This window comes from Actinomadura rifamycini DSM 43936, from assembly GCF_000425065.1.
GTDB lineage: Bacteria > Actinomycetota > Actinomycetes > Streptosporangiales > Streptosporangiaceae > Spirillospora > Spirillospora rifamycini.
This window is the reverse complement of sequence record NZ_AULB01000021.1, coordinates 36373-58633: the sequence shown is the minus strand read 5'-3', so window position 1 is coordinate 58633 and position 22261 is coordinate 36373. Positions and strand designations below refer to the sequence as shown.

The 22261-nt window shown below is 74.1% G+C and carries 24 protein-coding genes; 15 read left to right on the top strand and 9 right to left on the bottom strand.

The genetic code is table 11. The annotated features are described in order from the left end of the window. Positions 1-4 precede the first annotated feature (4 nt). The 3 genes from H505_RS0120695 to H505_RS0120685 form a co-directional block, all read right to left on the bottom strand. Positions 5-2053, bottom strand: coding sequence for a WD40 repeat domain-containing protein (locus tag H505_RS0120695; protein ID WP_157433072.1), 2049 nt, complete (start codon positions 2051-2053; stop codon positions 5-7). A gap of 66 nt (positions 2054-2119) precedes the next feature. After that, positions 2120-2773: an SUKH-4 family immunity protein gene (locus H505_RS0120690; protein ID WP_026403505.1), complete on the bottom strand. Its 654-nt coding sequence runs from the start codon at positions 2771-2773 to the stop codon at positions 2120-2122. 21 nt (positions 2774-2794) lie between these two features. Next, positions 2795-3412 (bottom strand): nucleic acid/nucleotide deaminase domain-containing protein, encoded by a 618-nt coding sequence (locus tag H505_RS0120685; RefSeq protein ID WP_026403504.1) that lies wholly within the window; start codon positions 3410-3412, stop codon positions 2795-2797. A gap of 388 nt (positions 3413-3800) precedes the next feature. Here H505_RS0120685 and H505_RS0120680 point away from each other — a divergent pair, with 388 nt between their 5' ends. The 7 genes from H505_RS0120680 (at position 3801) to H505_RS0120650 (ending at position 9177) form a co-directional block, all read left to right on the top strand. Further along, positions 3801-4133: a WXG100 family type VII secretion target gene (locus tag H505_RS0120680; RefSeq protein ID WP_026403503.1), complete on the top strand. Its 333-nt coding sequence runs from the start codon at positions 3801-3803 to the stop codon at positions 4131-4133. 181 nt (positions 4134-4314) lie between these two features. Continuing rightward, on the top strand, positions 4315-4740 hold the full coding sequence (locus tag H505_RS43320; RefSeq protein WP_026403502.1) for a YbaB/EbfC family nucleoid-associated protein: 426 nt from the start codon (positions 4315-4317) through the stop codon (positions 4738-4740). A 30-nt stretch (positions 4741-4770) separates the two neighbouring features. Beyond that, positions 4771-5262: a WXG100-like domain-containing protein gene (locus H505_RS0120670; protein ID WP_026403501.1), complete on the top strand. Its 492-nt coding sequence runs from the start codon at positions 4771-4773 to the stop codon at positions 5260-5262. A gap of 97 nt (positions 5263-5359) precedes the next feature. Then, the gene (locus H505_RS0120665) at positions 5360-5833 is read left to right on the top strand and encodes a nuclear transport factor 2 family protein (RefSeq protein WP_026403500.1); all 474 of its coding nucleotides are present in this window, start codon (positions 5360-5362) and stop codon (positions 5831-5833) included. Between the two features lie 124 nt (positions 5834-5957). Next, on the top strand, positions 5958-7220 hold the full coding sequence (locus H505_RS43315; protein WP_245592586.1) for a hypothetical protein: 1263 nt from the start codon (positions 5958-5960) through the stop codon (positions 7218-7220). Further along, the gene (locus H505_RS0120655; RefSeq protein ID WP_051300954.1) at positions 7220-8017 is read left to right on the top strand and encodes an SDR family oxidoreductase; all 798 of its coding nucleotides are present in this window, start codon (positions 7220-7222) and stop codon (positions 8015-8017) included. The genes H505_RS43315 and H505_RS0120655 overlap by 1 nt, the downstream gene beginning before the upstream one ends. 11 nt (positions 8018-8028) lie before the next feature. Next, positions 8029-9177 (top strand): sulfotransferase family protein, encoded by a 1149-nt coding sequence (locus H505_RS0120650; protein WP_026403498.1) that lies wholly within the window; start codon positions 8029-8031, stop codon positions 9175-9177. An 18-nt stretch (positions 9178-9195) separates the two neighbouring features. On the opposite strand, the gene H505_RS43310 is transcribed toward H505_RS0120650, so the two are convergent. Next, positions 9196-10662: an FAD-dependent oxidoreductase gene (locus H505_RS43310; protein ID WP_084550579.1), complete on the bottom strand. Its 1467-nt coding sequence runs from the start codon at positions 10660-10662 to the stop codon at positions 9196-9198. A gap of 93 nt (positions 10663-10755) precedes the next feature. Here H505_RS43310 and H505_RS0120640 point away from each other — a divergent pair, with 93 nt between their 5' ends. Then, positions 10756-11130: an ArsR/SmtB family transcription factor gene (locus H505_RS0120640; protein WP_026403497.1), complete on the top strand. Its 375-nt coding sequence runs from the start codon at positions 10756-10758 to the stop codon at positions 11128-11130. 12 nt (positions 11131-11142) lie between these two features. Here the strand turns inward: H505_RS0120640 and H505_RS0120635 are convergent, their stop codons facing one another. Continuing rightward, positions 11143-12204, bottom strand: a complete 1062-nt coding sequence (locus tag H505_RS0120635) for a flavin-containing monooxygenase (RefSeq protein WP_034518999.1) — start codon at positions 12202-12204, stop codon at positions 11143-11145. 94 nt (positions 12205-12298) lie between these two features. Between H505_RS0120635 and H505_RS43305 the strand changes: the two genes are divergently transcribed. Continuing rightward, entirely contained in the window at positions 12299-12661 is a 363-nt protein-coding gene (locus H505_RS43305; RefSeq protein ID WP_233617960.1) for an ArsR/SmtB family transcription factor, read from the top strand. Positions 12662-12688: 27 nt separating this feature from the next. Here the strand turns inward: H505_RS43305 and H505_RS0120625 are convergent, their stop codons facing one another. After that, positions 12689-13111 (bottom strand): arsenate reductase ArsC, encoded by a 423-nt coding sequence (locus tag H505_RS0120625; RefSeq protein ID WP_026403495.1) that lies wholly within the window; start codon positions 13109-13111, stop codon positions 12689-12691. Between the two features lie 64 nt (positions 13112-13175). On the opposite strand from H505_RS0120625, the gene H505_RS0120620 reads away from it, so the two are divergent. Both H505_RS0120620 and arsB read left to right on the top strand, forming a co-directional pair. Further along, entirely contained in the window at positions 13176-13490 is a 315-nt protein-coding gene (locus H505_RS0120620) for an ArsR/SmtB family transcription factor (protein WP_026403494.1), read from the top strand. Continuing rightward, on the top strand, positions 13487-14578 hold the full coding sequence (arsB, locus tag H505_RS0120615; protein ID WP_026403493.1) for an ACR3 family arsenite efflux transporter: 1092 nt from the start codon (positions 13487-13489) through the stop codon (positions 14576-14578). The genes H505_RS0120620 and arsB overlap by 4 nt, the downstream gene beginning before the upstream one ends. Here arsB and H505_RS0120610 read toward each other — a convergent pair. The 3 genes from H505_RS0120610 to H505_RS0120600 are packed head-to-tail and all read right to left on the bottom strand — an operon-like array spanning position 14568 to position 17499. Beyond that, positions 14568-14975, bottom strand: a complete 408-nt coding sequence (locus tag H505_RS0120610; RefSeq protein ID WP_026403492.1) for an organic hydroperoxide resistance protein — start codon at positions 14973-14975, stop codon at positions 14568-14570. The two genes, arsB and H505_RS0120610, sit on opposite strands and share 11 nt — an antisense overlap. A 58-nt stretch (positions 14976-15033) precedes the next feature. Further along, positions 15034-15813 (bottom strand): IclR family transcriptional regulator, encoded by a 780-nt coding sequence (locus tag H505_RS0120605; RefSeq protein ID WP_026403491.1) that lies wholly within the window; start codon positions 15811-15813, stop codon positions 15034-15036. A gap of 42 nt (positions 15814-15855) precedes the next feature. Then, entirely contained in the window at positions 15856-17499 is a 1644-nt protein-coding gene (locus H505_RS0120600) for an FAD-binding protein (protein ID WP_084550578.1), read from the bottom strand. A 259-nt stretch (positions 17500-17758) separates the two neighbouring features. On the opposite strand from H505_RS0120600, the gene H505_RS0120590 reads away from it, so the two are divergent. From H505_RS0120590 to H505_RS0120575, 4 genes are read left to right on the top strand one after another with little or no spacing between them, the layout of a single operon-like run. After that, positions 17759-18625, top strand: coding sequence for an isocitrate lyase/PEP mutase family protein (locus H505_RS0120590; protein WP_026403489.1), 867 nt, complete (start codon positions 17759-17761; stop codon positions 18623-18625). Positions 18626-18638: 13 nt separating this feature from the next. After that, positions 18639-20024 carry a 3-isopropylmalate dehydratase large subunit gene (locus H505_RS0120585; protein ID WP_211238521.1) on the top strand — a complete coding sequence of 462 codons (1386 nt, stop codon included), beginning with the start codon at positions 18639-18641 and terminating at the stop codon, positions 20022-20024. Beyond that, positions 20021-20572: a LeuD/DmdB family oxidoreductase small subunit gene (locus H505_RS0120580; protein ID WP_233618059.1), complete on the top strand. Its 552-nt coding sequence runs from the start codon at positions 20021-20023 to the stop codon at positions 20570-20572. The genes H505_RS0120585 and H505_RS0120580 overlap by 4 nt, the downstream gene beginning before the upstream one ends. 1 nt (position 20573) lies before the next feature. Continuing rightward, entirely contained in the window at positions 20574-22244 is a 1671-nt protein-coding gene (locus H505_RS0120575; RefSeq protein WP_026403486.1) for an alpha/beta fold hydrolase, read from the top strand. Positions 22245-22261: the final 17 nt, after the last annotated feature.

Sequence of the window (22261 nt, the reverse complement as noted above, 5' to 3'; positions counted from 1 at the left end):
TCTTTCAGTTCGCGGGGGCGGTCGCGGCGGGACGGCCGGGGCGGAGCGCGACGACGCCGAAGGCGCCGCCGGTGTAGAGCGTTCCGTCCGGGGCGAGGGCGAGGGTGCGGACGGGGCGCCCGAAGGGGGCCAGCAGCATGTCCGGCTGGGACGAGCGCCAGAACCAGATCCAGCCGTCGACCCAGGCGGCGGCGAAGGCGGGGCCGTCCGGGAGGAGGGCGGAGGCCACGGCGGAGACGGCGGTGGGGCGCCGGGCGGCGGGCTGGTCGAGGAGGTCGGCGCCGATGTTCCACATGCGGACGGCGCCGTCCGAGCCGGCGAACACGGCGAGGCGGGCGTCGGGGGTGGTCAGGCAGGTGACGGCCTGGATCGGGCCGAAGGGGGTGTCGCACCGGTCGGTGTCGTCGGTGCCGGGGCGGACGGCGTGCAGGGCGCCGGAGCGGTCGCCGAGGACGATCGTGGAGGCGGCGGGGTCGGCGCCGAGGGCGCTGAGGGGCGCGTTGCCGGTGAGGCGGGCGAGGAGCGTGTCGTCCGGGTCCGGGCCGAGCAGGGTGAGGGCGCCGGACGAGTCGAGGCGCAGGAGCGTGCCGTCGGGGAGGGGGACGAGGCCCCGTGCGGTCTCGGGCTTGGCGGGCGTCCGGCCGAGGACGGTGCCGTCGCCGGTGGAGAACGTGTGGACGGGGCCGTCGATGCTCGCGCCGTGGAGGACGCCGGGTTCGGTGCCGAGGGCGAGGCTGGAGACGGTGCCCGGCCAGGTGTCGCCGGGGCGGACGTTGCCCCAGGCGGGCACCCACGTGGCGTGCTGGGCGTAGTAGGCGAGGTGGGACGCGAGGGTGCCGTCGGCGAGGGAGAGGGCGCCGAGCCGGAGGACGGACGCGCGCTCGGCGGCGGAGTTCGCGGAGAGCAGGCCGGTGCCGACCGACAGCCAGGCGTCGGTGGCGGGGCCGGGGACCGCTTCGAGCGCCCCGGTCACGCCGATGGGTTCGGCGTGGACGAGGAAGCCCGCGTCGGCGAGGAGCTGCCGGGCGACGCCGGACTCGACGGCGTGGCGGGCGAGGTGCCGCAGGACGTAGCCGGACGCGCGGGACCAGTCGGGCCTGCCGCCGGCCTGCGGGACGGACGCGTACAGGCTCGCGCCGAGGGCCCGGTCGATGTGCGCGGTGACCTGGGGGGTGCGGGCGCGCCGGATGGCTTCGACGACGGGGCGGCAGCCGAGGAGGTAGCCGTCGCCGACGCGCTGGACGAGGGGCACGACGGCGGTGACGGCGGCGCGGGCGCGCTGCGGGTCGCCGGTGAGCGCGGTCGTCCAGCGGTACCAGGTGTCGGCGTCGAGGTCCTCGTAGGCGGACGCCAGGGCCTCCACGGCCGGCCATGCCTGCGGGTGGACGAGGCGGAGCCAGCGGCCCACGACGTCGTCGCCGGGGCCGGCGCGGAGGGCCAGTTCGGCGAGGCCGGCGTTCGGGTAGTACTGCGCGGCGGCCGCGGCGAGGCGGGGGTCGGCCCGCATGGCGGTGGCGGTGCGCCCGAGCCATTCGGTGAACGCGGTCCGGTCGGTGTACTGGGGGTCGTCCAGGCTGATCACGTCGGCGTGCGCGGTGAACGCGAGGTGCTCGGGACGCCCTTCGACGAGGAGGCGGACGTGGTGCAGGTCGGTCAGCGGCCGCAGCAGCCGTTCGACGATCTTCGCCGCTTCCGCGCCGTCGCAGAGGGTGCCGCTCTCGTCGAGGGACGGGGCGACGATCATCGTGCGCCGGGCGTCGGCGGCGAGGACGGCGAGCAGCCCTTCGGGCGTCTCGCCGGGGAGGCTGAGCTGTTCGGCGAGCGCCCAGGTGGCCGATGCGAGGGTCATGCCGCGGAGCGGGACGAACGCGTGGAAGCGCGCGGCGAACGCGTCGTCCGCCATCAGCTCGGCGATCAGGCGGCTCTTCCCGGAGGAGGGGGAGCCCGTCACCATGCACAGGGCGGGACGCAGGTGGTCCTGCGCCCATCGGCGGACGGTCGCCATGGCCGGGAGCCGGCCCGCGCCCACGTTGAGAGGCGCCTGGTTCGTCACGCTTTCCTTCCGAGATGGGGAGCGGTCTCAGCCGCCGACCGGTTCGGTACCACGGTAGGGGTTCTTCTAGGCGGACCATCCTCCCTCGGAGATGTCGCGGAAGATCCACGCCCAGGGGCCCTCGCCGTCGTCCTCCCACGCCTCGTCGATCCCGTTGACGAACGGGGTGGGGTCGACTTCGTGGAGTTCGGCCGCCAGCGCGCGGGCGGCCGCGAGGTAGGCGTCCGCTTCGTCGCGGGGGTCGTCGGCGTCCCGTTCGATCGAGAGGGCGAATTCCCGGCTGTAGCGTTCGCGGTCCCGTTCGATCGCGTACATGTAGTAGGCGAGCGTGTCGACGCCGCTGTGGACGGGCGTCAGGTCTTCGTCGTCGTTTTCCGGGATGATCCAGACCTGCCCGGTCTCCCCGTTCAGGACGAGGAGTCCCAAACCGAAGATGCCGCCCAGGGAGAACCAGCGCTCGGGGTGTTCCGGCATGGTCCAGGTCCAGCCGTGGGGGCGGATTTCCTCCCACAGGGCGCCGAGGGTCTGCCAGCCGCCGTCGCCGATGTCGTCGATGTCGACCGCGCCGTTCCGCAGTGTCCTGGGAAGGCCCGTGCGGGAAAGGAAGTCACGGGTCTCCGGGTGCGTGATCTCGCCGGGGATCGATTCCGCGGCGGGTCGCAGGATCTCGGTCTCCGCGAAGGTGTCGCGCAGTGTTTCAAAGGTCAGTTCGGGTGCCATGCCGGTCCTCGGTGTCCAGTGCTACAACCGCCACGGTGAATTCGGGGCGAAGACGCTGTCCACCCACTCTTTCACGTCTTTCGTGGCCTGTCGATTGTTGTTGAGATTGCTGCCCGCCTGGTAGTCCGCCACATGGGCGACGCTCGCGGGATTATTGTAGGCTCCGCTGCCGTCCTGGTCCGCGGTATTTCGGAGGACCCATTGCGAGCATGATGGATTCTTGACGCAGGGGCCTCTTTCTGTCACCAGATCTTTAATATCCTCCTTGCGGACATTGTCGTCGAGGAGAAAGTTCGCGGCGAATCGTTCGGAGTGTACGCCGTCGCTGCGGGACACGAGAATCCGCTCGTCGCCGTTTCCGTCGATGTATCGGATGGCATTGTAGTTCACCCCGGGGTTGTCGTCGCCGGCGTTGAGGCGCGCCTTGGCGATGGCGTCGAGCATTTCGCGGTCGCGGGCGTCCAGGTTGGGGTCGTTCGGATCCACCTTGCGGCTCTGGACGGTCTGGCCGCCTCCGCCTTTCCGTTCGCGGCGCCACCGGGCCCGGGTGTTGCTGTCGATCGATTTGGGGTCGAGGACGGCGACTTTCCCTTTGCGGTTCGGGACGATGAACAATTTGCCGGCGACGTTGCCGAACACACCGGCTGCTCTGCCGGTGCCGACTCCGAGCTTGTCGTTCCCTTTCCTCGGGGGGCTCATCCGCGGACGCCCCGTGTGGCCGTGCGCGTACGGAAGCGGGTGGTCCGCAGGGGGAGCGAAGGGTGCGGGCGCACGGCTTCGCGGTGCCCGGGGTCGGCGTGCGGGGGGCCGGTGCGCAGTTGCGGTGGGGTACGGGTTTTCCGCCGGCTCAGTGGGATCACCCCTCAGGATTGAGTTGTTCGCCCGGGAGTATAAACAGGCGTTCTCCCGGGGCCGCTGGGCGTGCGGCTTCGCGCGGAGACCCGCGGGACTGTTCCGGTGTTCGGCGGGCCGCGTATTCTGTTGCGGACGTCGGGAACGGTGCCGGATCACGGGATCGGGGCAGAGGATGACGGTAAACGGGTACGAGGTCCGTCCGGAGACGCTGCGCAGCGCGGCGAAGGCCCTGTCGGCGGCGGGCGACCGGCTCGACCAGGAGTGGTCGGGCCTGAAGTCGACGGTGCAGGGCATGGGGCAGCCGTGGGGCGCCGACGACATCGGCATGCTGATCGGGGAGTCCTATACCGCCATTGAGGCGCAGGCGGACGAGTCGTTCGCCGGGTCGGCCGAGGAACTGTCGGGATTCGGCGAGAAGCTGATCGCGATGGCCGACAACCACGAGAAGGCCGAACAGCAGATGGTCGGCGAGGTCACGTCGATCTCGGCGGCGCTGAACGGCTGAGGCGTCCGGCGGGCGCGACCGTCCGGGGCCGGGCGGGACGCCGAAAGGCGCGCCGGCCGTGACCTATGCCGTGACCGACGCCATGACCGGTCGTTGCGGTGATTGACCGCCATATGTCGCACACGGGGCCCTCGGTGGTTAGGATCCTGCTCGATGGGCTGATCAAGGAAGGTGCGGTTCCGTGGACTCTGCGAGCAACGACCTCGACCGCATGCTGACCGAGGCCCGCAAGGCGCTGGAGTCGATGCGGCAGGGCAAGGCCGCGCCCGGGACGGGCGGCGCCGAGACCGTCGAGGGCGTCGGTGAGGCCGACGACGGCCGGGTCAAGGTCACCGCGGTGTCCGGCGGCCGGCTCAAGAAGGTCGAGATCAACCCGCGCGCGATGCGGCTGCCGGCGGAGGAGCTGGGCGAGCACCTGGTGACGGCCGCGAACGCCGCGCTGGACGACCTGCGGAGCAACGCCGCCGACGCGGCGGGCCCGGCGGTGGACATCGACCGGCTGAACCAGCAGGTCGAGGAGATCCAGAACGAGAGCCTGCGCCAGATGACGATGATCAGCCAGGCGTTCAACGACGCCATCTCCAAGGCCGGCGGCGGCCGCAAGTGACCGTTCGGCGGCACGACCCGGTGAGGTGACATGGGACTGCAGCTTCCGGGCGAGCTGATCTCGCTGCTGGGCATGCTGGGCTACACCTGGCCCGAGGCGGACGAGACGAAGCTGTTCGACCTCGGGTCCACCTGGATGGACTTCTCCGGGAAGGTCCGGAGCGTGGTGTCCGAGGCGGACGGCGCGGCGCAGCAGGTGATGTCGGCGAACAAGGGCGACGACATCGAGGCGTTCCGCAAGGCGTGGGGCGAGGAGGACTCGCCGAAGTCGGTCCTGGAGGACGCCGCGACGGGCGCGACGCTCGTCGGCGCGGCGTTCTTCCTGTGCGCGGGCATCGTGCTCGCGTTGAAGATCAACGTCATCATCCAGCTGATCATGCTGGCGATCGCCATCGCGCAGGCGATCGCGACGGCCGTCGTGACGTTCGGGGCCTCGCTGGCGGAGATCCCGATCTTCAAGGAGATCGTCCGGCTCGCGATCGACCTGCTGATCGACCAGGCGATCAGCGCCCTCCTCGGCTGACCGGCCGACCGTCCCCCACCCCCCTCCGCGGGCCGGCGCCGTCCGAGAAGTAGAACCTGTTATTGCTTAATCCGCGTGCGGCGAGCAGGCTGTGCACATGGATTTGGTCGCGCTGGAAGAGATCCGCCGGTTGAAGCACCGCTACCTGCGCTGCGTCGACCTCAAGCTGTGGGACGAGTTCGCCGAGGTCTTCACCCCGGACGCCGTCGCCGAGTACGACACCCCGGTGCTGGGCCGCACGCTGCGGCTGGAGGGGCGGGACGCCATCGTCGCGTACATGCGGAAGAACCTCGGGCCGGGGAGCATCACCACGCACACGGCGGGGCAGCCCGAGATCGATGTGGACGGCGATCGGGCCACCGGCATCTGGGCGCTGGACGACTCGGTCCTCATCCCCGAGGCGCGGCTGCTGATCCGGGGCGCGGCGCACTACACCGACGCCTACGTGCGCGGGGAGGACGGCCGGTGGCGGGTCGAGCGCACCGGGCACCGGCGCACCTACGAGTACACGGTGTCGCTGGACGACGTGCCGAGCCTGAAGTTCACCACCCCGGTGCCGGGCGCCGCGTGACGCCGCCGTGCGGCCGCGCCGCACGGACCCGTTGACCCCAGGTAGAACGCGTTCTAGTATCCGGCCTGCAGCCGATGATCCGCCGTGCGCCGGCGCGGGCCGTGCCGCCAACCCGAGGAGCCCGGTGACCACCGAACCGCCCCAGTCAGCCGAATCGCCCGCGCCCGCCCCGGGCGGCGCCGCCCCCAAGGACCCCGACCCGGACACCGCCGCCACCCGCGGGTTCGCCGCCGCGGTCGCCGAGGCGGAACGGGTGATCCGCGCCGCCCCGCACGTCCGGACCGACCAGGACCTCGCCGAGGGGCTCGACTACCTCGCCGGCAGCATCAAGGCGTCCCTGCACATGGTGGGCGCCTACCAGAAGGACTTCCCGTACTTCGCCGCGTCGACCGGCCCCTACAGCAAGCTGGGCCTCGACAACCCCGACACGCTCTACTTCCACGCCTACATCCGCGACGACGCCGAGTACGTGGTGACGGGCCGCCGCGGCACCACCGCCGACCTCAGCTTCCAGGTGATGAACGGCGACTACTCGCCGACCGCGTCGCCCGACAGCCTCACCGCCTTCGACGACCGCGAGCTGGACATCGGCCCGGACGGCGGGTACCGGGTGCGGTTCGGGCCGCCGCGCCCGGACGCGGGCCCGGGGTACTTCGCGCTCGCGCCCGGCTCGGCGATGCTGATCGTCCGCGAGGTGTTCGGCGACTGGGCGGCCGAGCGGCCCGGCGAGATCCGCATCCACCGCGCCGACACGCTCGGGACGTCCCCGCCGCCGGTGCCGGCCGCCGCGATGGCCCGCCGGTTCGACGTGGCGGGGCGGATGCTCGTGGCCCGGATCCGGACGTTCCTGGCGTTCCCCGAGTGGCACTACCTGCGGCTGCCCGTCAACACGCTGACCGAGCCGCGCCTCACCCCGGGCGGGCTCGCCACGCAGTACTCGTCCGTCGGGCACTACGACCTGGCGGACGACGAGGTCATGGTGATCACCGTGCCGGCCGCCGACAAGGCGGTCGCGCCCTACCAGGGCTTCCAGCTCGGGAGCATGTGGTACGTGTCGCTCGACTACATCAACCACCAGACGAGCCTCACCGCCGACCAGGCCCGCATCGACCCCGACGGCATGATCCGGTACGTCGTCGGCGAGCGCGATCCCGGCCTGGCGAACTGGATCGAGACCACCGGCCACCGGCGCGGCTACCTGCAGTTCCGCTGGCAGCGCCTCGCCCGCGACCTCACCCCGGCCGACGGCCCGTCCGTCGAGGTGATGCCGTTCGACGCGCTGCCCGACCGGCTGCCGCACCACGGGCACCAGCGCGTCAGCCCGGACGAGTGGCGCGACCGGATCGCGGCCCGGCAGACCGCCGTCGCGCGGCGGATGCTCGGCTGATGGCGGACCCGCTGCTCGCCGCGCCGCTCGCGGACCGGGTCGTCGTGGTGTCGGGCGTCGGCCCCGGCCTGGGCCGCGCCCTCGCCGTCCGCTGCGCGGCGGCGGGCGCCGACCTGGTGCTCGCCGCGCGGAACGGGGACCGCCTCGCCGAGGTCGCCGCGGACGTCGAGGGCCTCGGGCGCCGCGCGCTGGCCGTCCCGACCGACATCACCGACGCGGCGGCGTGCGCGCGGCTCGCCGACACCGCCCTGGAGGAGTTCGGGCGGGTCGACGGGCTGGTGAACAACGCGTTCGCGACGCCGCCGCTGGAGGACCTCGCGACGGTCGACCTGGACGCCGTCCGCGCGGGCTTCGAGACGAACGTGCTGGCCGCGCTGCGGCTCACCCGGCTGCTGGCGCCCGCGCTCGCCGACCGGGACGGCTCCGTCGTCATGATCAACTCGGCGGTGCTGCGGCACTCCCGCCGCACCTACGGCGCCTACAAGATGGCGAAGTCGGCGCTGCTGTCGATGGCGCAGAGCCTCGCCACCGAACTCGGGCCGCAGGGCGTCCGCGTCAACACCGTCGCCCCCGGCTACATCTGGGCGCCCAACCTGAAGTGGTACTTCAAGCAGCTCGCCCGCGCGCGGGACGTCCCGACGCGGACGGTCTACGAGGAGGCCGCGGCGACCACCGACCTGGGCCGGCTGCCCGAACCCGACGAGATCGCCGACACCGTGATGTTCCTGCTGTCCCCGCTCGCCCGCGCCGTCACCGGGCAGTGCCTGGACGTCAACTGCGGCGAGTGGCACCACTGAGAGGAGCACCGATGGCGTCCGGACGCGCGACCCTCGGCACCGCCGAGGACCTGCACGCCTCCGCCCGCAAGATCACCGGCCTGGACGACTTCGGCGCCGACGACTACTCCGACGGCCTCGACGTGCTGCTCGACTCCTGCGCCCGCGAGGCGGCGCTCACCCCGGCCGGGAACAAGGCGCAGCGCGCCCTCCTGCGCGGCGCCCTCGCGGCCCGGCTGTGGTCGGAGGCCGCGTGGCGGCGGCACCCCGGGCACGCGGACGTCCCGCTCGACCGTCCGATCTTCGTCACCGGGCTGCCGCGCACCGGCACCACCGCGCTGCACCGGCTGCTCACCGCCGACCCCGCCCACCAGGGCCTGGAGGTGTGGCTGGCGGGGGTGGCGCAGCCGCGCCCGCCCCGCGGCGCGTGGGCGGACGACCCGGTCTACCGGGCGATCGACGAGAGCTACCGGCGGCACCACGTCGACAACCCCGAGTTCATGGGCGTCCACTACATCGCGGCGGACACCGTCGAGGAGTGCTGGCAGCTCCTCCGCCAGAGCATGCGGTCGATCTCGTTCGAGTGCCTCGCGCACGTCCCGTCCTACTCCGCCTGGCTCGCCGGGCAGGACTGGACGCCCGCGTACCGCAGGCACCGCCGCAACCTGCGGCTGATCGGGATGAACGACCCGGACCGGCGCTGGGTGCTGAAGAACCCGAGCCACCTGTTCGCCCTCGACGCGCTCCTCGAGGTCTACCCGGACGCGCTGATCGTGCAGACGCACCGGGAGCCGCGCACCGCGATGGCGTCCATGTGCAGCCTCGCCGCGCACGCCACCGCCGGCTGGTCGGACGCCTTCACCGGCGCGACGATCGGCCGCGACCAGCTCGACCTGTGGAGCCGGGGCCTCGCCGCGTTCCGCGCCGAGCGCGCCCGGCACGACCCCGCGCGGTTCGCGGACGTCCACTACGACGACTTCGTCCGCGACCCGATCGGGACGGTCGAGTCGGTCTACGCCCGCTTCGGCCTGCCGTTCGGCGACGACGCGCGGTCGGCGATGGAGCGGATCCAGGCCGAGAGCACCGGCGGCGCCGCCCGCCCGTCGCACCGCTACTCCCTCGCCGACTTCGGTCTCGCCCCGGAAGAGGTCGACGAGCGCTTCACCGGCCTCCTGCCGTAACCCGCGCGGACGGCGCCGTCAGCCGCCCGCCGGTCCGGGGGCGGCGATCCCGACGGCGACGGGTCCGGGCGCGCCGCAGCAGGACGAGGCGGGTTCGGCGCCGTCCGGCGGGGCGAGGTCGGTGGAGCAGACGCCGGTCTCGGGCAGGTCGAGGTGGACGGCGTCGGCGGCCTCGCGGTCCCCGGCGAGCGCGGCGGCGATGGAGCGGACCTGCTCGTACCCGGTGGCCATGAGGAACGTCGGGGCGCGGCCGTAGCTCTTCATCCCGGCCAGGTAGAAGCCGGTCTCGGGGTGGGCGAGGTCGCGCTCGCCGTGCGGCGGGACGGTGCCGCAGGAGTGGACGTTCGGGTCGATCATCGGCGCGAGCTTGACCGGGGCTTCGGTCGCCGGGTCGAGCTCGACGCGGACCTCGCGGAGCATGTTCAGGTCGGGGCGGAACCCGGTGGCGGCGACGATCGTGTCGGCGGTGAGGGTGCGCTCGCCGTCCGGGGCGGTGCCGGTCACGGCGACCGGGCCGTCGCCGTCCAGGCGGGTGACGGCGAAGCCGCGGACCAGCTCGATCCTCCCGGCCTCGACGGCCTCCCGGAGGCGGGTGCCGAGCGCGCCCCGGGCGGGGAGACCGTCCGCGTCGCCGCCCCCGTACAGGCGGGCGACGGAGTCGCCGCGGACGGCCCACGTGACGCGGGTGCCCGGTTCGGCGCCGGCGAGTTCGGCGAGGGCCAGCAGCGTGTTGGCGGCCGAGTGGCCCATGCCGACGACGAGGGCGCGCCGTCCGGCGAAGCGGTCGCGGTCGCGGCCGAGGACGTCGGGGAGCGGCCCGGTGATGTGCGCGGCGGCCGCGTCCTCGCCGGGCGCGGGCAGGCCGGAGTGCCCGAGCGGGTTGCGGCCGCCCCAGGTGCCGGACGCGTCGATGACGGCGCGGGCGTTGATGTCGCGGACCGTCCCGCCCGCCTCCCGGACCCGCACGAGCAGCGGGCGCTCGTCGCGGCCGATCGTCCGGGTGGCGTCCGCGCCGCGGCGGGAGACGGCGAGGACGCGGGCGCCGGTGCGGACGCGTCCGTCCAGCTCGGGCACGCGGGAGAGGGGGAGGAGGTAGCGGTCGACGAGTTCGGCGCCGGTGGGCAGGTGGTCGGGGTCGGGGAGCGACCAGCCGGTGGGCTCCAGCAGGCGGCGGGCGGCGGCGTCGGTGTCGTACCGCCACGGCGAGAACAGCCGGACGTGGCCCCAGTCGCGGACCGCCGCGCCGACCTCGCCGCCCGCTTCGAGCACGAGGAAGTCGAGGCCGCGTTCGGCCAGGTGCGCGGCGGCGGCCAGCCCGACCGGCCCGGCTCCGATCACCACGACCGGCGCGTCCGTCCGGCTGTCCACGCAGCCGCAGCCGGCGTCGGCCTTGGCCTCGCGGGCGGTGACGCCCGGGTCGGTGGGGCGCTCGGCGTCGGTACAGCAGGCGTTCACTCCGCAGCAGCCGCCGTCCTGGGTGCTCATCGGCTCGCTCCTTCGCGTCCCGAGGTTGATTCGACGCTCATCTAAACAGTGTCGAGTTTGCCTCGCTGGATCGATGGGTGTCAAATTAGATGTATGTCGAAATCGGGGGATGACGTGGACACCGCCGCCCGGGACTGCTGCGCCCCGCTCGGCGGCCCGCCCTTGGGCGAGGCCGACGCCGCGGAGCTGGCCGGGGTGTTCAAGGCGCTGGCCGACCCGGTCCGGCTCCGGCTGCTGAACATGATCGCGTCGGCCGCGGGCGGGGAGATCTGCGTGTGCGACCTGACCGGAGCGTTCGCGCTGGCCGCGCCCACGATCTCCCACCATCTCAAGGTGCTGCGCACGGCCGGTCTCATCGACGGCGAGCGGCGCGGGACATGGGTCTACTACCGGGTCGTCGAGGACCGGCTGACCCGCCTGTCCGGCCTGTTCGCCGCGCCCGTCCCGTCCGGGGCCGGGGCCGCCTGACCGCTCACCCGCTCATCCGCGCGTCCGGGCGAGGAGCCGGGCCAGGACGTGGCGGGCGTCGGCGCCCACGCCCCGCAGCGTCGCCGAGGCGAACGACCGCTGCCACTCCAGCCCGACGTACCCCAGCCCCGGGTGGGTGGTCGAGACGCCGCCGCGATGGCGCGGCAGCCCGTCATCGTCCAGGGCGCCGAGGCCGGCCAGATAGTCCACGCCGGGCCGGTAGCCCGTCGCCAGGAGCACCACGTCGACGTGCTCGCGCGTGCCGTCGTCCCAGACGACCTGATCACCGTCCAGGCGCGTGAACATCGGGCGGCGGTCGGGGTTGCCGGTCGCGATGGCGGCGCGGTAGGTGCCGGTGTCCATGACCGGGGTGCCCTTGCCGCCGGTCAGCAGCGGCCTGGCCCACCCGGCGGTGTCCAGGCCGGTGCGCCGCAGCCAGACGTGCACGTCCCGCCCGGCGATGCGCTGCGGCACGAAGCGCAGCGGGTGCCGGGTCGCCAGCGTGACGTCCGCGACCCCGGCCAGCTCGACGCCGATCTGCACCGCCGAGTTCCCGCCGCCCGCGATCACGATCCGCTTCCCCGCGAACGGCTCGGGCCGCCGGTAGTCGGACGAGTGCAGCACCGTCCCCGGGAAGGCGTCCAGGCCCGGCAGCGGCGGACGGTGGGGGCGGCCGAACCCGCCGGACGCCGCGACCACCAGCGGCGCCGCGAACTCCGCACCGCCCGCCGTGGCGACCCGCAGGCCGCGGCCGTCCGCCGCCACGCGCTCGACCCGCCGGCCCGTGCGGACGTCCGCGTCGAGCCGCCCCGCGTAGTCGGCCAGGTAGGCGACGACCTCGTCGCGGGTCGGGTAGCCGTCGGGGTCGCCGGGGAACGGGGCGCCGGGCAGGGCGCTGCGGGAGGCCGGGGAGAACAGGGTGAGGCTGTCGTAGTAGTGCCGCCAGGATCCGCCCGCCTTGCCGGACGCCTCCAGCACCAGCGGGTCGAGCCCGAGCGCGCGGGCGGCCCGCGCGGCGGCCAGTCCGGCCTGGCCGGCACCGATGATGACGACGGATGCGGTGTCGCTGCTCATGGGCCAAACTTATTGTCATTTTCTTATATGTCAATACGACAATACTCGACGTAGGATCGCGGCGACGGCGTGACGCGGGACGGAAGGGGGAGCGGTGGTCGAGCCGGTGCCCGCCGGGGACGCGGCGGAGTGCGGGGCGGAGCCGGTCCGGCTCGGGCCCGGCGCGCGGGAGTTCCTCAGGGCGCTCGCGAGCGAGCAGCGGCAGCAGATGCTCGAGCTGTTCACCGGCGGCGTCGAGATCACCGTGGGCGCGGTCGCCGAACGGCTCGGCATCGCGCAGCCGACGGCGTCCCAGCAGCTCGCCGTCCTGCGCCGGGGCGGGCTGCTCGCCTCCCGCCGGGTCGGCAAGCAGGTCCGCTACCGCATCGACTCCGCCGCCGTCGACGCTTCCCTCGCCGAGTTGCGGACGTACCTGCACGCCTGCTGCCCGCCGCCGGAGCCCGGACCGCCCGGCTGACGGGGCGGGGCGCGGGCGGCGGCGCGGTCAGCGGCCGGTCAGTTCGGCGACCAGCGCCTCGACGCGCCTCCGGATCTCGTCGCGGATCGGCCGGACCGCCTCGACGCCCCGCCCGGCCGGGTCGTCGAGCGTCCAGTCGAGGTAGCGCCTGCCGGGGAACACGGGGCACGCGTCGCCGCAGCCCATGGTGATGACCACGTCGGACGCCCGCACCGCGTCGGCCGTCAAAACCTGGGGCGTCGCGGCGGAGACGTCGATGCCCTCCTCGGCCATCGCCGCCACCACCGCCGGGTTCACCCGGTCGGCCGGCTCGGACCCGGCGGAGCGCACCTCGACGGCGTCCCCGGCCAGGTGGGCGAGGTAGGCGGCCGCCATCTGCGACCGTCCGGCATTGTGCACGCACACGAACAGGACGCTCGGCCGCGCGGAGGTGCCGGGTGTGTCGGTCATGCGGGCTTCCCTTCCCGTGGCACGCTGCCCGGTCCGGTGACCGGTCGCGGTAACGTATCAGCCTATGCTGATATCACCCAAGACTGATGTGTCGCGGATGCTCGCCGATCCGCTGCGCGCCCGCATCGTCGAGCTGCTGGCCGTTGAGGCGCTGTGCGTGTGCCACCTGGTCGAGGAGACCGGCGCCCGGCAGAGCAACGTCTCCAACCACCTGCGGGCGCTGCGCGAGGCGGGACTGGTGGAGACCGAGCCGTGCGGCCGGTTCACCTACTACCGGCTCCGGCCCGAGCCGCTGCGGGCGGCGTCCGCCCGGCTGGACGAGCTGGCCGGTGCCGCCGAGGCCGCCCGCGCTCAGACCCGGAAGCGGCCCTGCCCGTGACGAGCACCCCCGCCGCCCGCACGTCCGCGCCGGAGACCGGCCCGCCCGGCCGGCTGTCCACCCTCGACCGGCTCCTCCCGGTGTGGATCGTCGCCGCGATGGCCGCCGGGCTCCTCCTCGGCCGCGCCGTCCCCGGCATGGACGACGCACTGTCGGCGGTCGAGACCGGCGGCATCTCGCTGCCCATCGCTCTCGGCCTGCTGGTCATGATGTACCCGGTGCTGGCGAAGGTCCGCTACGACCGCCTCGGCGCCGTCACCGGCGACCGGCGGCTGATGGCCGCGTCGATCGTCCTCAACTGGATCATCGGCCCGGCGGTGATGTTCGCGCTCGCGTGGATCTTCCTGCCCGACCTGCCCGAGTACCGCACCGGGCTGATCATCGTCGGGCTGGCCCGCTGCATCGCGATGGTCGTCATCTGGAACGACCTGGCCTGCGGCGACCGCGAGGCCGCCGCCGTCCTGGTCGCCCTCAACTCCCTCTTCCAGGTGATCGCCTTCGGCGCTCTCGGCTGGTTCTACCTCCGGATCCTTCCCGGATGGCTCGGCCTCGCCGAGGACGACCCGCACTTCTCCACCGGCAAGATCATCGTCAACGTGCTCGTCTTCCTCGGCGTCCCGCTCCTGGCGGGCTACCTCACCCGCCGCTTCGGGGAAAAGGCCAAGGGCCGCGACTGGTACGAGGCCCGGTTCCTGCCGCGCATCGGTCCCGTCGCGCTGTACGGGCTGCTGTTCACGATCGTGGTCCTGTTCGCCCTCCAAGGCGAGACGATCACCTCGCGGCCCGTCGACGTGGCGCGCATCGCGCTGCCGCTGCTGGTGTACTTCGCGCTGATGTGGGGCGGCTCCTACGCCCTCGGGCGCGGCGTCGGCCTGCCCTACGACCGCACCGCCACGCTCGCCTTCACCGCCGCGGGCAACAACTTCGAGCTGGCCATCGCGGTCGCGATCGGCACGTTCGGCGTCACGTCCGGGCAGGCCCTCTCCGGCGTCGTCGGACCGCTCATCGAGGTGCCCGTTCTCGTCGCCCTCGTGTACGTGTCGCTGTGGCTGCGCCGCCGCGGGCACCCGCGCGGGGTTACTCGATGACCAGGTCGACCGGGACGTTGCCGCGGGTGGCGTTGGAGTAGGGGCAGATCTGGTGCGCGCGCTCGACCAGGTCGCGGCCGTTCGCCAGGTCGTCGGGCAGTTCGACGCGCAGGACGACGGTGAGGCCGAAGCCCTTCTCGGCGTCCCCGCCGAGGCCGACCTCGGCGGTCACCGACACGTCGCGGACGTCCTGGCGGTTCTTGCGCGCGACGGCGCCGAGGGCGCTCGCGAAGCACGCCGCGTAGCCGGCGGCGAACAGCTGCTCGGGGTTGGTGCCGTCACCGCTGCCGCCCATCTCGCGCGGCGGGGCGAGGGACACGTCGAGGCGGCCGTCGGAGGTGACGGCGCGGCCGTCGCGGCCGTTGGCGGTGGCGACTGCGGTGTAGCGGACGTCCATGGGTGCGCTCCTTGCGTTGCGGGGGAACCGGTGGGCGGGGGCGTGCCGTGGGGGGCGGTCAGTGCCCGAGGCGGGTGGACAGGTCGCGGGCGGCGGTGGTGACCTCCTCGATGATCTCCAGGAGCCGGCGGCCCCGGAATCCGGCGTTCACGCCGCCGAGGCTCAGCGTGGCGACGACGTCGTCCTGCGCGTCCCGGACCGGGGCGGCGACGGCGCCGACGCCGTACAGGTAGTCCTCCTCGCTGATCGCGTAGCCGTCGCGGAGCACGGCGTCGAGCCGGGCGGCGAGCGACGTGCGGTCGGTCAGCGTGTGGGACGTGTACTGGTCGAGGTCGCGGCCGAGCCAGCGCTCGCGCAGCTCGTCGGAGTGGGCGAGCAGGACGACCGGTCCGGCGGCGGTGTGGTACGGCAGGACGGTGCCGACGCCCACGGAGTTGACGACGACCGGGTTGTTGCCCTGCGCCCGCTCGACGCAGACGGCCCCCTCCGCGCCGGGGATCATCAGGTAGGCGGTGTCGCCGAACCGGTCGGCCAGGTGGCGCAGGAACGGCTCGGCCTCGTCGCGGAGGCTGAGGTCCGCGAGCGCGACGGCGCCGACCCGGAAGGGCTTCATCGTGAGCCGGTAGGTGCCGCCGTCGCCCCGGGTCAGCCAGCCCGCCCGGATCAGCGTCGCGGCCAGCCGGTGGACGGTCGTCTTGTTCATGCCGGTGGCCGACGTCATGGCGTTCAGCGTGAGGGCGGGCGTCTCCCGGGTGAAGCACTCCATGAGCTGGCACGCCTTGAGGACCGAGCCGACGATGTTCTTGTTCTCGCCGCCCTCCTGGTCGTCAGGGATCATGGGCCCTCCCACCGTTCCGTAATCCGGTACATGTTCCGGATCCTACCGACCGGTCGCGGATCGCTCGGTCAGGGCATGCGTCGCGGCCGCGTAGGCGTAGGTGTGGTTGCGGGCGTTGGCGAGACCGGTGACGTAGCCCTTCAGCTCCTTGGTGGCGGCGGCGTTGCCGGTGGCGTACAGGCCCGCCACCGCCCGGCCGTCCCGGCGCAGCACCCGCGCGTCGCCGTCGATCCACAGGCCGAGGGTGCCCATGCCGAACCCGACGATCGACAGCGGAAGCGCGTAGAACGGCGGGGTCGCCACCGGCCCGAGGTTCGGGTTCGGGACGCGGTCCGGGTCGCCGTAGGCGCGGCGGATGAACGGCAGCGTGCCGCGGCCGAACGCGTCGTCCGTCCCGCGCTCGGCGCCCTCGTTGAAGGCGGCGACGGTGGCCGCGAGCCCGTCGGGGTCGATCCCGGCGGCCTCGGCCAGCTCGCGCGGCGAACCGGCCCGGACGATCGCGTCCGGCCACGGCTCGCCGGGCCCGTACGGGCCGAGCCGGTAGCGGCGGCGGAACGCGTCGTCGGCGACGAACCAGCACGGGTGGTTCGCCCAGCGCTTCCGGCGCCCGTCGTAGCGGCGCAGCGCGCCGATCAGCGCGCCGTAGTAGCTCTCGTCGCCGAAGCGCTGCCCGTCCCGGTTGACGATCATCGAGTGCGGCAGCCCGAGGTGCTCCAGCAGCGGCCGGTGCAGCGGGACGCCGCCGTCCGGTCCGGGCTCGCCCGGGTGGGTCTCGCCAGGGAAGCGGAAACCGACGCTGAAGAACGGGTCGGCGCCGCGCACGGTGGCCGCGCCGGCCCGCTGCGCCAGCAGCAGGCCGTCGCCGTCGACCACGGGCGGGGCCGACTCGACCAGCGCCGGCACGTCCTCCAGCTCGGCGGCGTCCGGCGCGCCGCCGTACCCGCCCGCCGCGATCAGGACGCCGCGCCGGGCCCGCACCGCGACCCGTCCGTCCGGCCCCTCCAGGACGGCGCCCGCGACGGCGTCGCCGTCCATCAGCAGCTCCACGGCGCGGTGGTGCAGCAGGCAGTCGACGCCGCGCTCCGTCAGCGCCGCCCGGACGAACGCGCCCGCGAGGCCGAGGCCGTGGGTGAGCAGGTCGCGCTCGGCGCCGTCGCGGCGGAGCCGGTCCGGCTCCGTGCGGGCGCGGGGCGAGTACAGGTCGCGGCGGGCGACGCCCGTCTCGTAGTACGGGCTGGGGCGGAGCCGGTCCCGCCAGGCGCCGAGGGACGCGCCGGGGACGGCGCACTCCAGCAGGCGGCCCTCCCCGGTCGAGCCGGGCGCGGGGTGGTAGAGGTCGGGGCAGCCGGGGATGACCTCGAACGGGATCCCGGCCTCGCGGTACCAGCGGGTCGCCTCCACCGCGCGGCGCAGGTAGGCGCGGCGGGCGTCGCGGTCGACCGGACGGCCCTCGCCCTGCACGTGGTCGAGGTAGGACTCGGTCGCCGCCAGGGAGCCGTCCGCCTCACCGCCCGGCAGGCCGGACGCCCCGACCCAGACGAAGCCGCCGCTGTAGGCGGCCACCCCGCCCACCATGCCGGACCGTTCCGCGACCAGGACGTCGGCGCCCAGGTCGTGCGCGCGGACGGCGGCGGCGAGGCCGCCGAGGCCGCCTCCCACGCAGAGCAGATCGACGACGCGGTCCATGTTCCCTCCCTGGGACGCCGTGCGGGCACCGCCGCGGGCGTCGCGCTCACCGGCTCGACGGTCGTGTGAAAGGCGTTCCGTATCGCGGACCGTTCGGAGCGGGCGAGCGGACGGCCCGAATCACGGCGGCGGTTCCGTCCGCAATCCGTTGACCTGCAACTCTTGCAGAAGATTTTGCGGATGTGAACCCGTTGACAGTCGCAGGAACCAAATCTACTGTCGTGGCGGAATCTATTCCGGAATGCGGAAAGGTGCTCCCATGACAGCGACCCGTCTGCGCGACCTCATGGCCGACGACGTGGTGTACGCCCCGGGCGTCTGGGACGGGCTGACCGCCCGGCTGGCCCAGCAGGCCGGCTTCCCCGCCCTCTGCGCGTCCGGCTTCGCGATCTCCGCGGCGCTCGGGCTCCCGGACGCGGAGCTCTACACGATGTCGGAGAACCTCGACGCGGTCCGCCGCATCCTCGAGGCCAGCGACCTGCCGGTCATCGCCGACATCGACACCGGCTACGGCAACGCGGTCAACGCCGCCCGCACCGCGCGCCGCTTCGCCGACGCGGGCGTGGCCGCGGTGTTCATGGAGGACCAGGAGTCGCCCAAGCGCTGCCCGATCTGCGTCGGCGACCCCGTCCCGGTGATCGGCGTCGAGGAGGCCGCCGGCAAGATCCGGGCGGTCCGCGACGCGGTCGGCGACCGCCTCGTCGTGATCGCCCGGACCGACACCGTCGGACGGGAGGCCCTGGAGCGCGCGGAGACCTACGCCGCCGCCGGCGCCGAAATGATCATGCCGGTGACCAAGACGTTCGGCACGGCGGCGGAGTGGCGCGAGTGCCGCGAGCGGACCGGCGTCCCCCTGATGGCCACCCTCACCGCCTCCACCTGGGTGGAGCGCGACCTCACCCCCGAGGTGCTGCGCGAGGTCGGCGTCCGGCTGGCGCTGCTGCCCACGCAGATCCTGCTCTCGGCGACCGGCGCCATGCGGGACACCCTGCGGCGGCTGCGGTCCGGCGAGCCCCCCGCCCACGTCAGCGCCGACGCGCTGCCGCACCACGACTTCGTCGACCTGATCGGCTTCGCCGACGTGGAGAAGGCGCAGGAGACCTACCTGCCCGCCGCCACCGCCTGAAAGAGGTTCGAGGATGACTTCGACCAGCACCGGCCCCGGCCCGGCCGCGTCCGGCGACGACGGGACGATCGCCGACCGGGTCCTGGCGCCGGCTGCGTCGCACGGCCCCGCCGGCCCCGGCCCGGCCGCGACCGGCGGCCGGACGATCACGGAGAAGATCCTGGCCCGCGCCGGCGGCCTCGACGACGTGCGGGCCGGGCAGAACCACCCGTTCCGCCCCGACCACATGGTCGCCTACGACTTCCCCGGCTACACCGACCTGATGTTCAAGCAGATGCACGACGACTTCGGCATCACCGAGGTCGACGACCCCGAGCGCTACCTCGTCTTCATCGACCACATGCTCTCCAACGGCGACGGCCGCGAGCGCGAGGTCCACGACGTCACCCGGAAGTGGGGCGAGTTCTACGGCATCACCGTGCACGAGGGCCGCGGCATCGGGCACCAGGTGGCGGCCGAACTCGGGTACGCGCTCCCCGGCAGGTTCCTCATCCACTTCGACGGGCACATCAGCGGCCTCGGCGCGTTCGGCGCGCTCGGCTGGGGCGTGCGGCGCGACCTGCTGGAGGCGTGGGTCAGCGGGCGGATCTTCCTCGACGTGCCGGCGTCGACCCGCTTCCACCTCACCGGGACGTTCGCGCCGGGCGTCGACAACCGCGACCTCATCCACGAGATCATCGCCCGCGTCGGCGCGGACGGCTGCGCGCACCAGGTCATGGAGTTCACCGGCCCCGGCGCCGAGGCGATGAGCATCGGACGCCGCCAGGGACTGTGCGGCATGGCGATGTTCACGGGAGCCGTCTCGGCGATCTTCAACCCCGACGACCGCGCGCTGGAGTACGCCCGGCGGGTCGCCCGCAGCGGGTTCGAACCGCTGTACAGCGACGCCGACGCGAGCTACACCGCGACCCACGCGATCGACCTCGACGAACTGCGGCCCCGGGTCGTCCTGCCCGGGTCGGCGCGCGCCGCCAACACGCTCGGCGTGGACGAGGCCGCCGGGACGCCCATCACGCGGGCGTTCATCGGCTCGTGCGCGAGCGGCCGCATCGAGGACATCCGCGCCGCGGCCGAGATCCTGCGGGGCCGCCGGGTCGCGCCCGGGGTCCAGCTCAACGTCGTCCCGACCTCGCAGGTGATCCACCGGCAGGCCGAGGAGGAGGGGCTGCTGGACGTGCTGCGCGAGGCGGGCGCCGACATCGCCATCTCCAGCTGCGACTTCTGCTTCGGCTACGCGCGCCCGCTGCGGGACGGCGAGAACTGCATCTCCACCGGCGTCCTCAACATCTCCGGCCGGATGGGCAGCACCGGCGCCGACATCTACATGGGGTCGGCGTACACCGTCGCGGCCAGCGCCGTCGCCGGGCGCATCGCCGACCCGCGGGAGGTGGTGTCGTGACCGGCACCGAGACCGGGCCCGGGACCTCCGCGCTGCCGGACGTCCTGCGCGGCCGCGTCGCGTGGATCTTCGGCGACGACTTCGACGTCGACCTGATCATCGGCGTGGAGAACATCAAGTACTACGACCCGGACAAGCTGCGCGCGGTCTGCATGAAAGCCTTCGACCCCGACTTCGCCGACCGGGTCGAGCCGGGCGACGTCGTGGTGGGCGGGCGCAACTTCGGCTACGGCCACCCGCACTACCCGCCGCTCGTCGCGCTGCGGAACCTCGGGATCAGCGCCGTCGTCGCCGAGTCGTTCTCGCCCGGCTTCTGGCGCGGCGAGACCTACAACGGGATGCCGCTGGTGGCCGTGCCGGGCATCGCGTCGGCCGTCCGGCGCTTCGACCCGGTGGAGGTCGACTGGCGCCGCGCGGCGGTCCGGCTCCCGGACGGCGGGACGCTCGCGGGCGACCCGCCGAGCGACCGGACGATCCAGGTGCTGGAGGCGGGCGGCAGCCTGAAGCTGCTGCTGCGCGAGCACGGGCGCCGGACCGCGGCGGGCTGACATGCGCGGCGACCACTTCGACACCGCCCGCGGGCAGGTCCGGGCGTGGCTCACCGGCGACCGTCCGGGCGTGCTCGTGCTGCCGGGGATCCGCTGGTCGGGACGTCCGCTGGCCGAGGAGATCGTGCTGGAGGCGCCCGACCGGCCCGTCGCCGTCGCGGACCTCCCGGGCGTCGGCGGATCGGCGCCCGGCGCCGCGGCCGGCCCCGGACCGGCGGCCGACGCGCTCGCCGAGGTCGCGGCCGCGCTGGGCGTGCACACCGTCGTCGGGCTGGACATGGCCTGCGCCCTCGCCGCCGCCGTGGCGGGCCGGGTGCCGGGCTGCCGGGAACTCGTCCAGGTCGACCCCGGCTACCTCGCGGCCGCCCGCGAGACGCCGCCGCCCGACCTCGTCCCCCGCGCGGACGGCTCCCACCTGCCGCGGCTGTGGCAGCTCGTCCGGGACGCGCACCTGTTCCCGCCCGGCGCGGCCCGCGCGGCCGTCCCGGGACGGGCGGAGCTGCCGTCCCCGGCGGCGCTCGACCGGACGGTCGTCGCGTTCGCCGAGCACCCCGAGGGCTTCGCGGCCCTGTGGCAGGCGTGGTGCCGGGCGGCGGAGGACCCCTTCGCCGGGGCGATGCCGCCCACCGCGGTCGTCGGGTCCGACGGCACCGGCCCGTCCCCGGTCTCCCGGTGGCTCGGCCGCCTGTCCCGCGCCCACGGCCGCCCGCCCGCCCCCGCCGCCCCGGCGGCCGCGCCCGCGCCGCCCGCGCCGCGCAGGGCGCTGCCGCTGGCGGACGCCGCGTCCGGCGCCCCGGCCGGAAGCCCGGCCGCGCGCGCCACGGGGGTGCGGCGGGAGTTCGTCACGACCTCGCTCGGGCAGGTCCACGTGCGCGTGGCCGGGGACCCGGCGGCGCCGCCGCTGGTCGCGCTGCACTCGGCGCCCGGATCCGCCGGGCTGCTCGAACCGCTGATGCGCGGCCTGTCGGACGACTTCCACGTGATCGCGCCCGACTACCCCGGGAACGGGGAGTCGGACAAGCCGTGGCGCGACGCCGTCGACATCGGGCGGCTCGCCGACGCAGTCGCGGAGGTCGCCGAGCGGCGCGCCGCCGGGCCGGTGCACCTGTGGGGCACCCACACCGGGGCCGTGATCGCGCTCGAACTGGCCGTGCGCCGTCCCGACCTGGTGCGGCGCGCCGTCCTGGAGGCGCCGCCGCTCCTGCCGCCCGACCTCACCTCCGACATCCTGGAGCACTACCTGCCGCCGCTGCGCGCGGACCGGTTCGGCTCCCACCTCGTCCGGGCGTGGGGGATGCGGCGCGACATGTTCCTGTTCTGGCCGTGGTACCGCGACCGCGTCGCCGCGTCCCGCCCGCTGCGCGTCCCGCGCCCCCGCGAACTGCACGACTGGACGGTCGGGCTGCTGCAGAGCGGCACGACCTACCACCTCAGCTACGCCGCCGCGTTCCGCTACCCCACGAAGGAGCGGCTGCCCGAGCTCGCCGTCCCCGCGCTGATCTGCGCGGGCCCGGACGACATGCTGGCCGACAACCTCCCGGCCCTGCGCGCCGCCGCACCGGACGGCGTCCGCATCGAGTCCACCCCCGCGACCTGCTGGTACCCCGACCAGGATCCCGCCGCGGTCCACGCGACCGTCCGGCGCTACACCGAGTTCCTCGCCGCCCGCTGAGGGCGCGCGCACCGTCC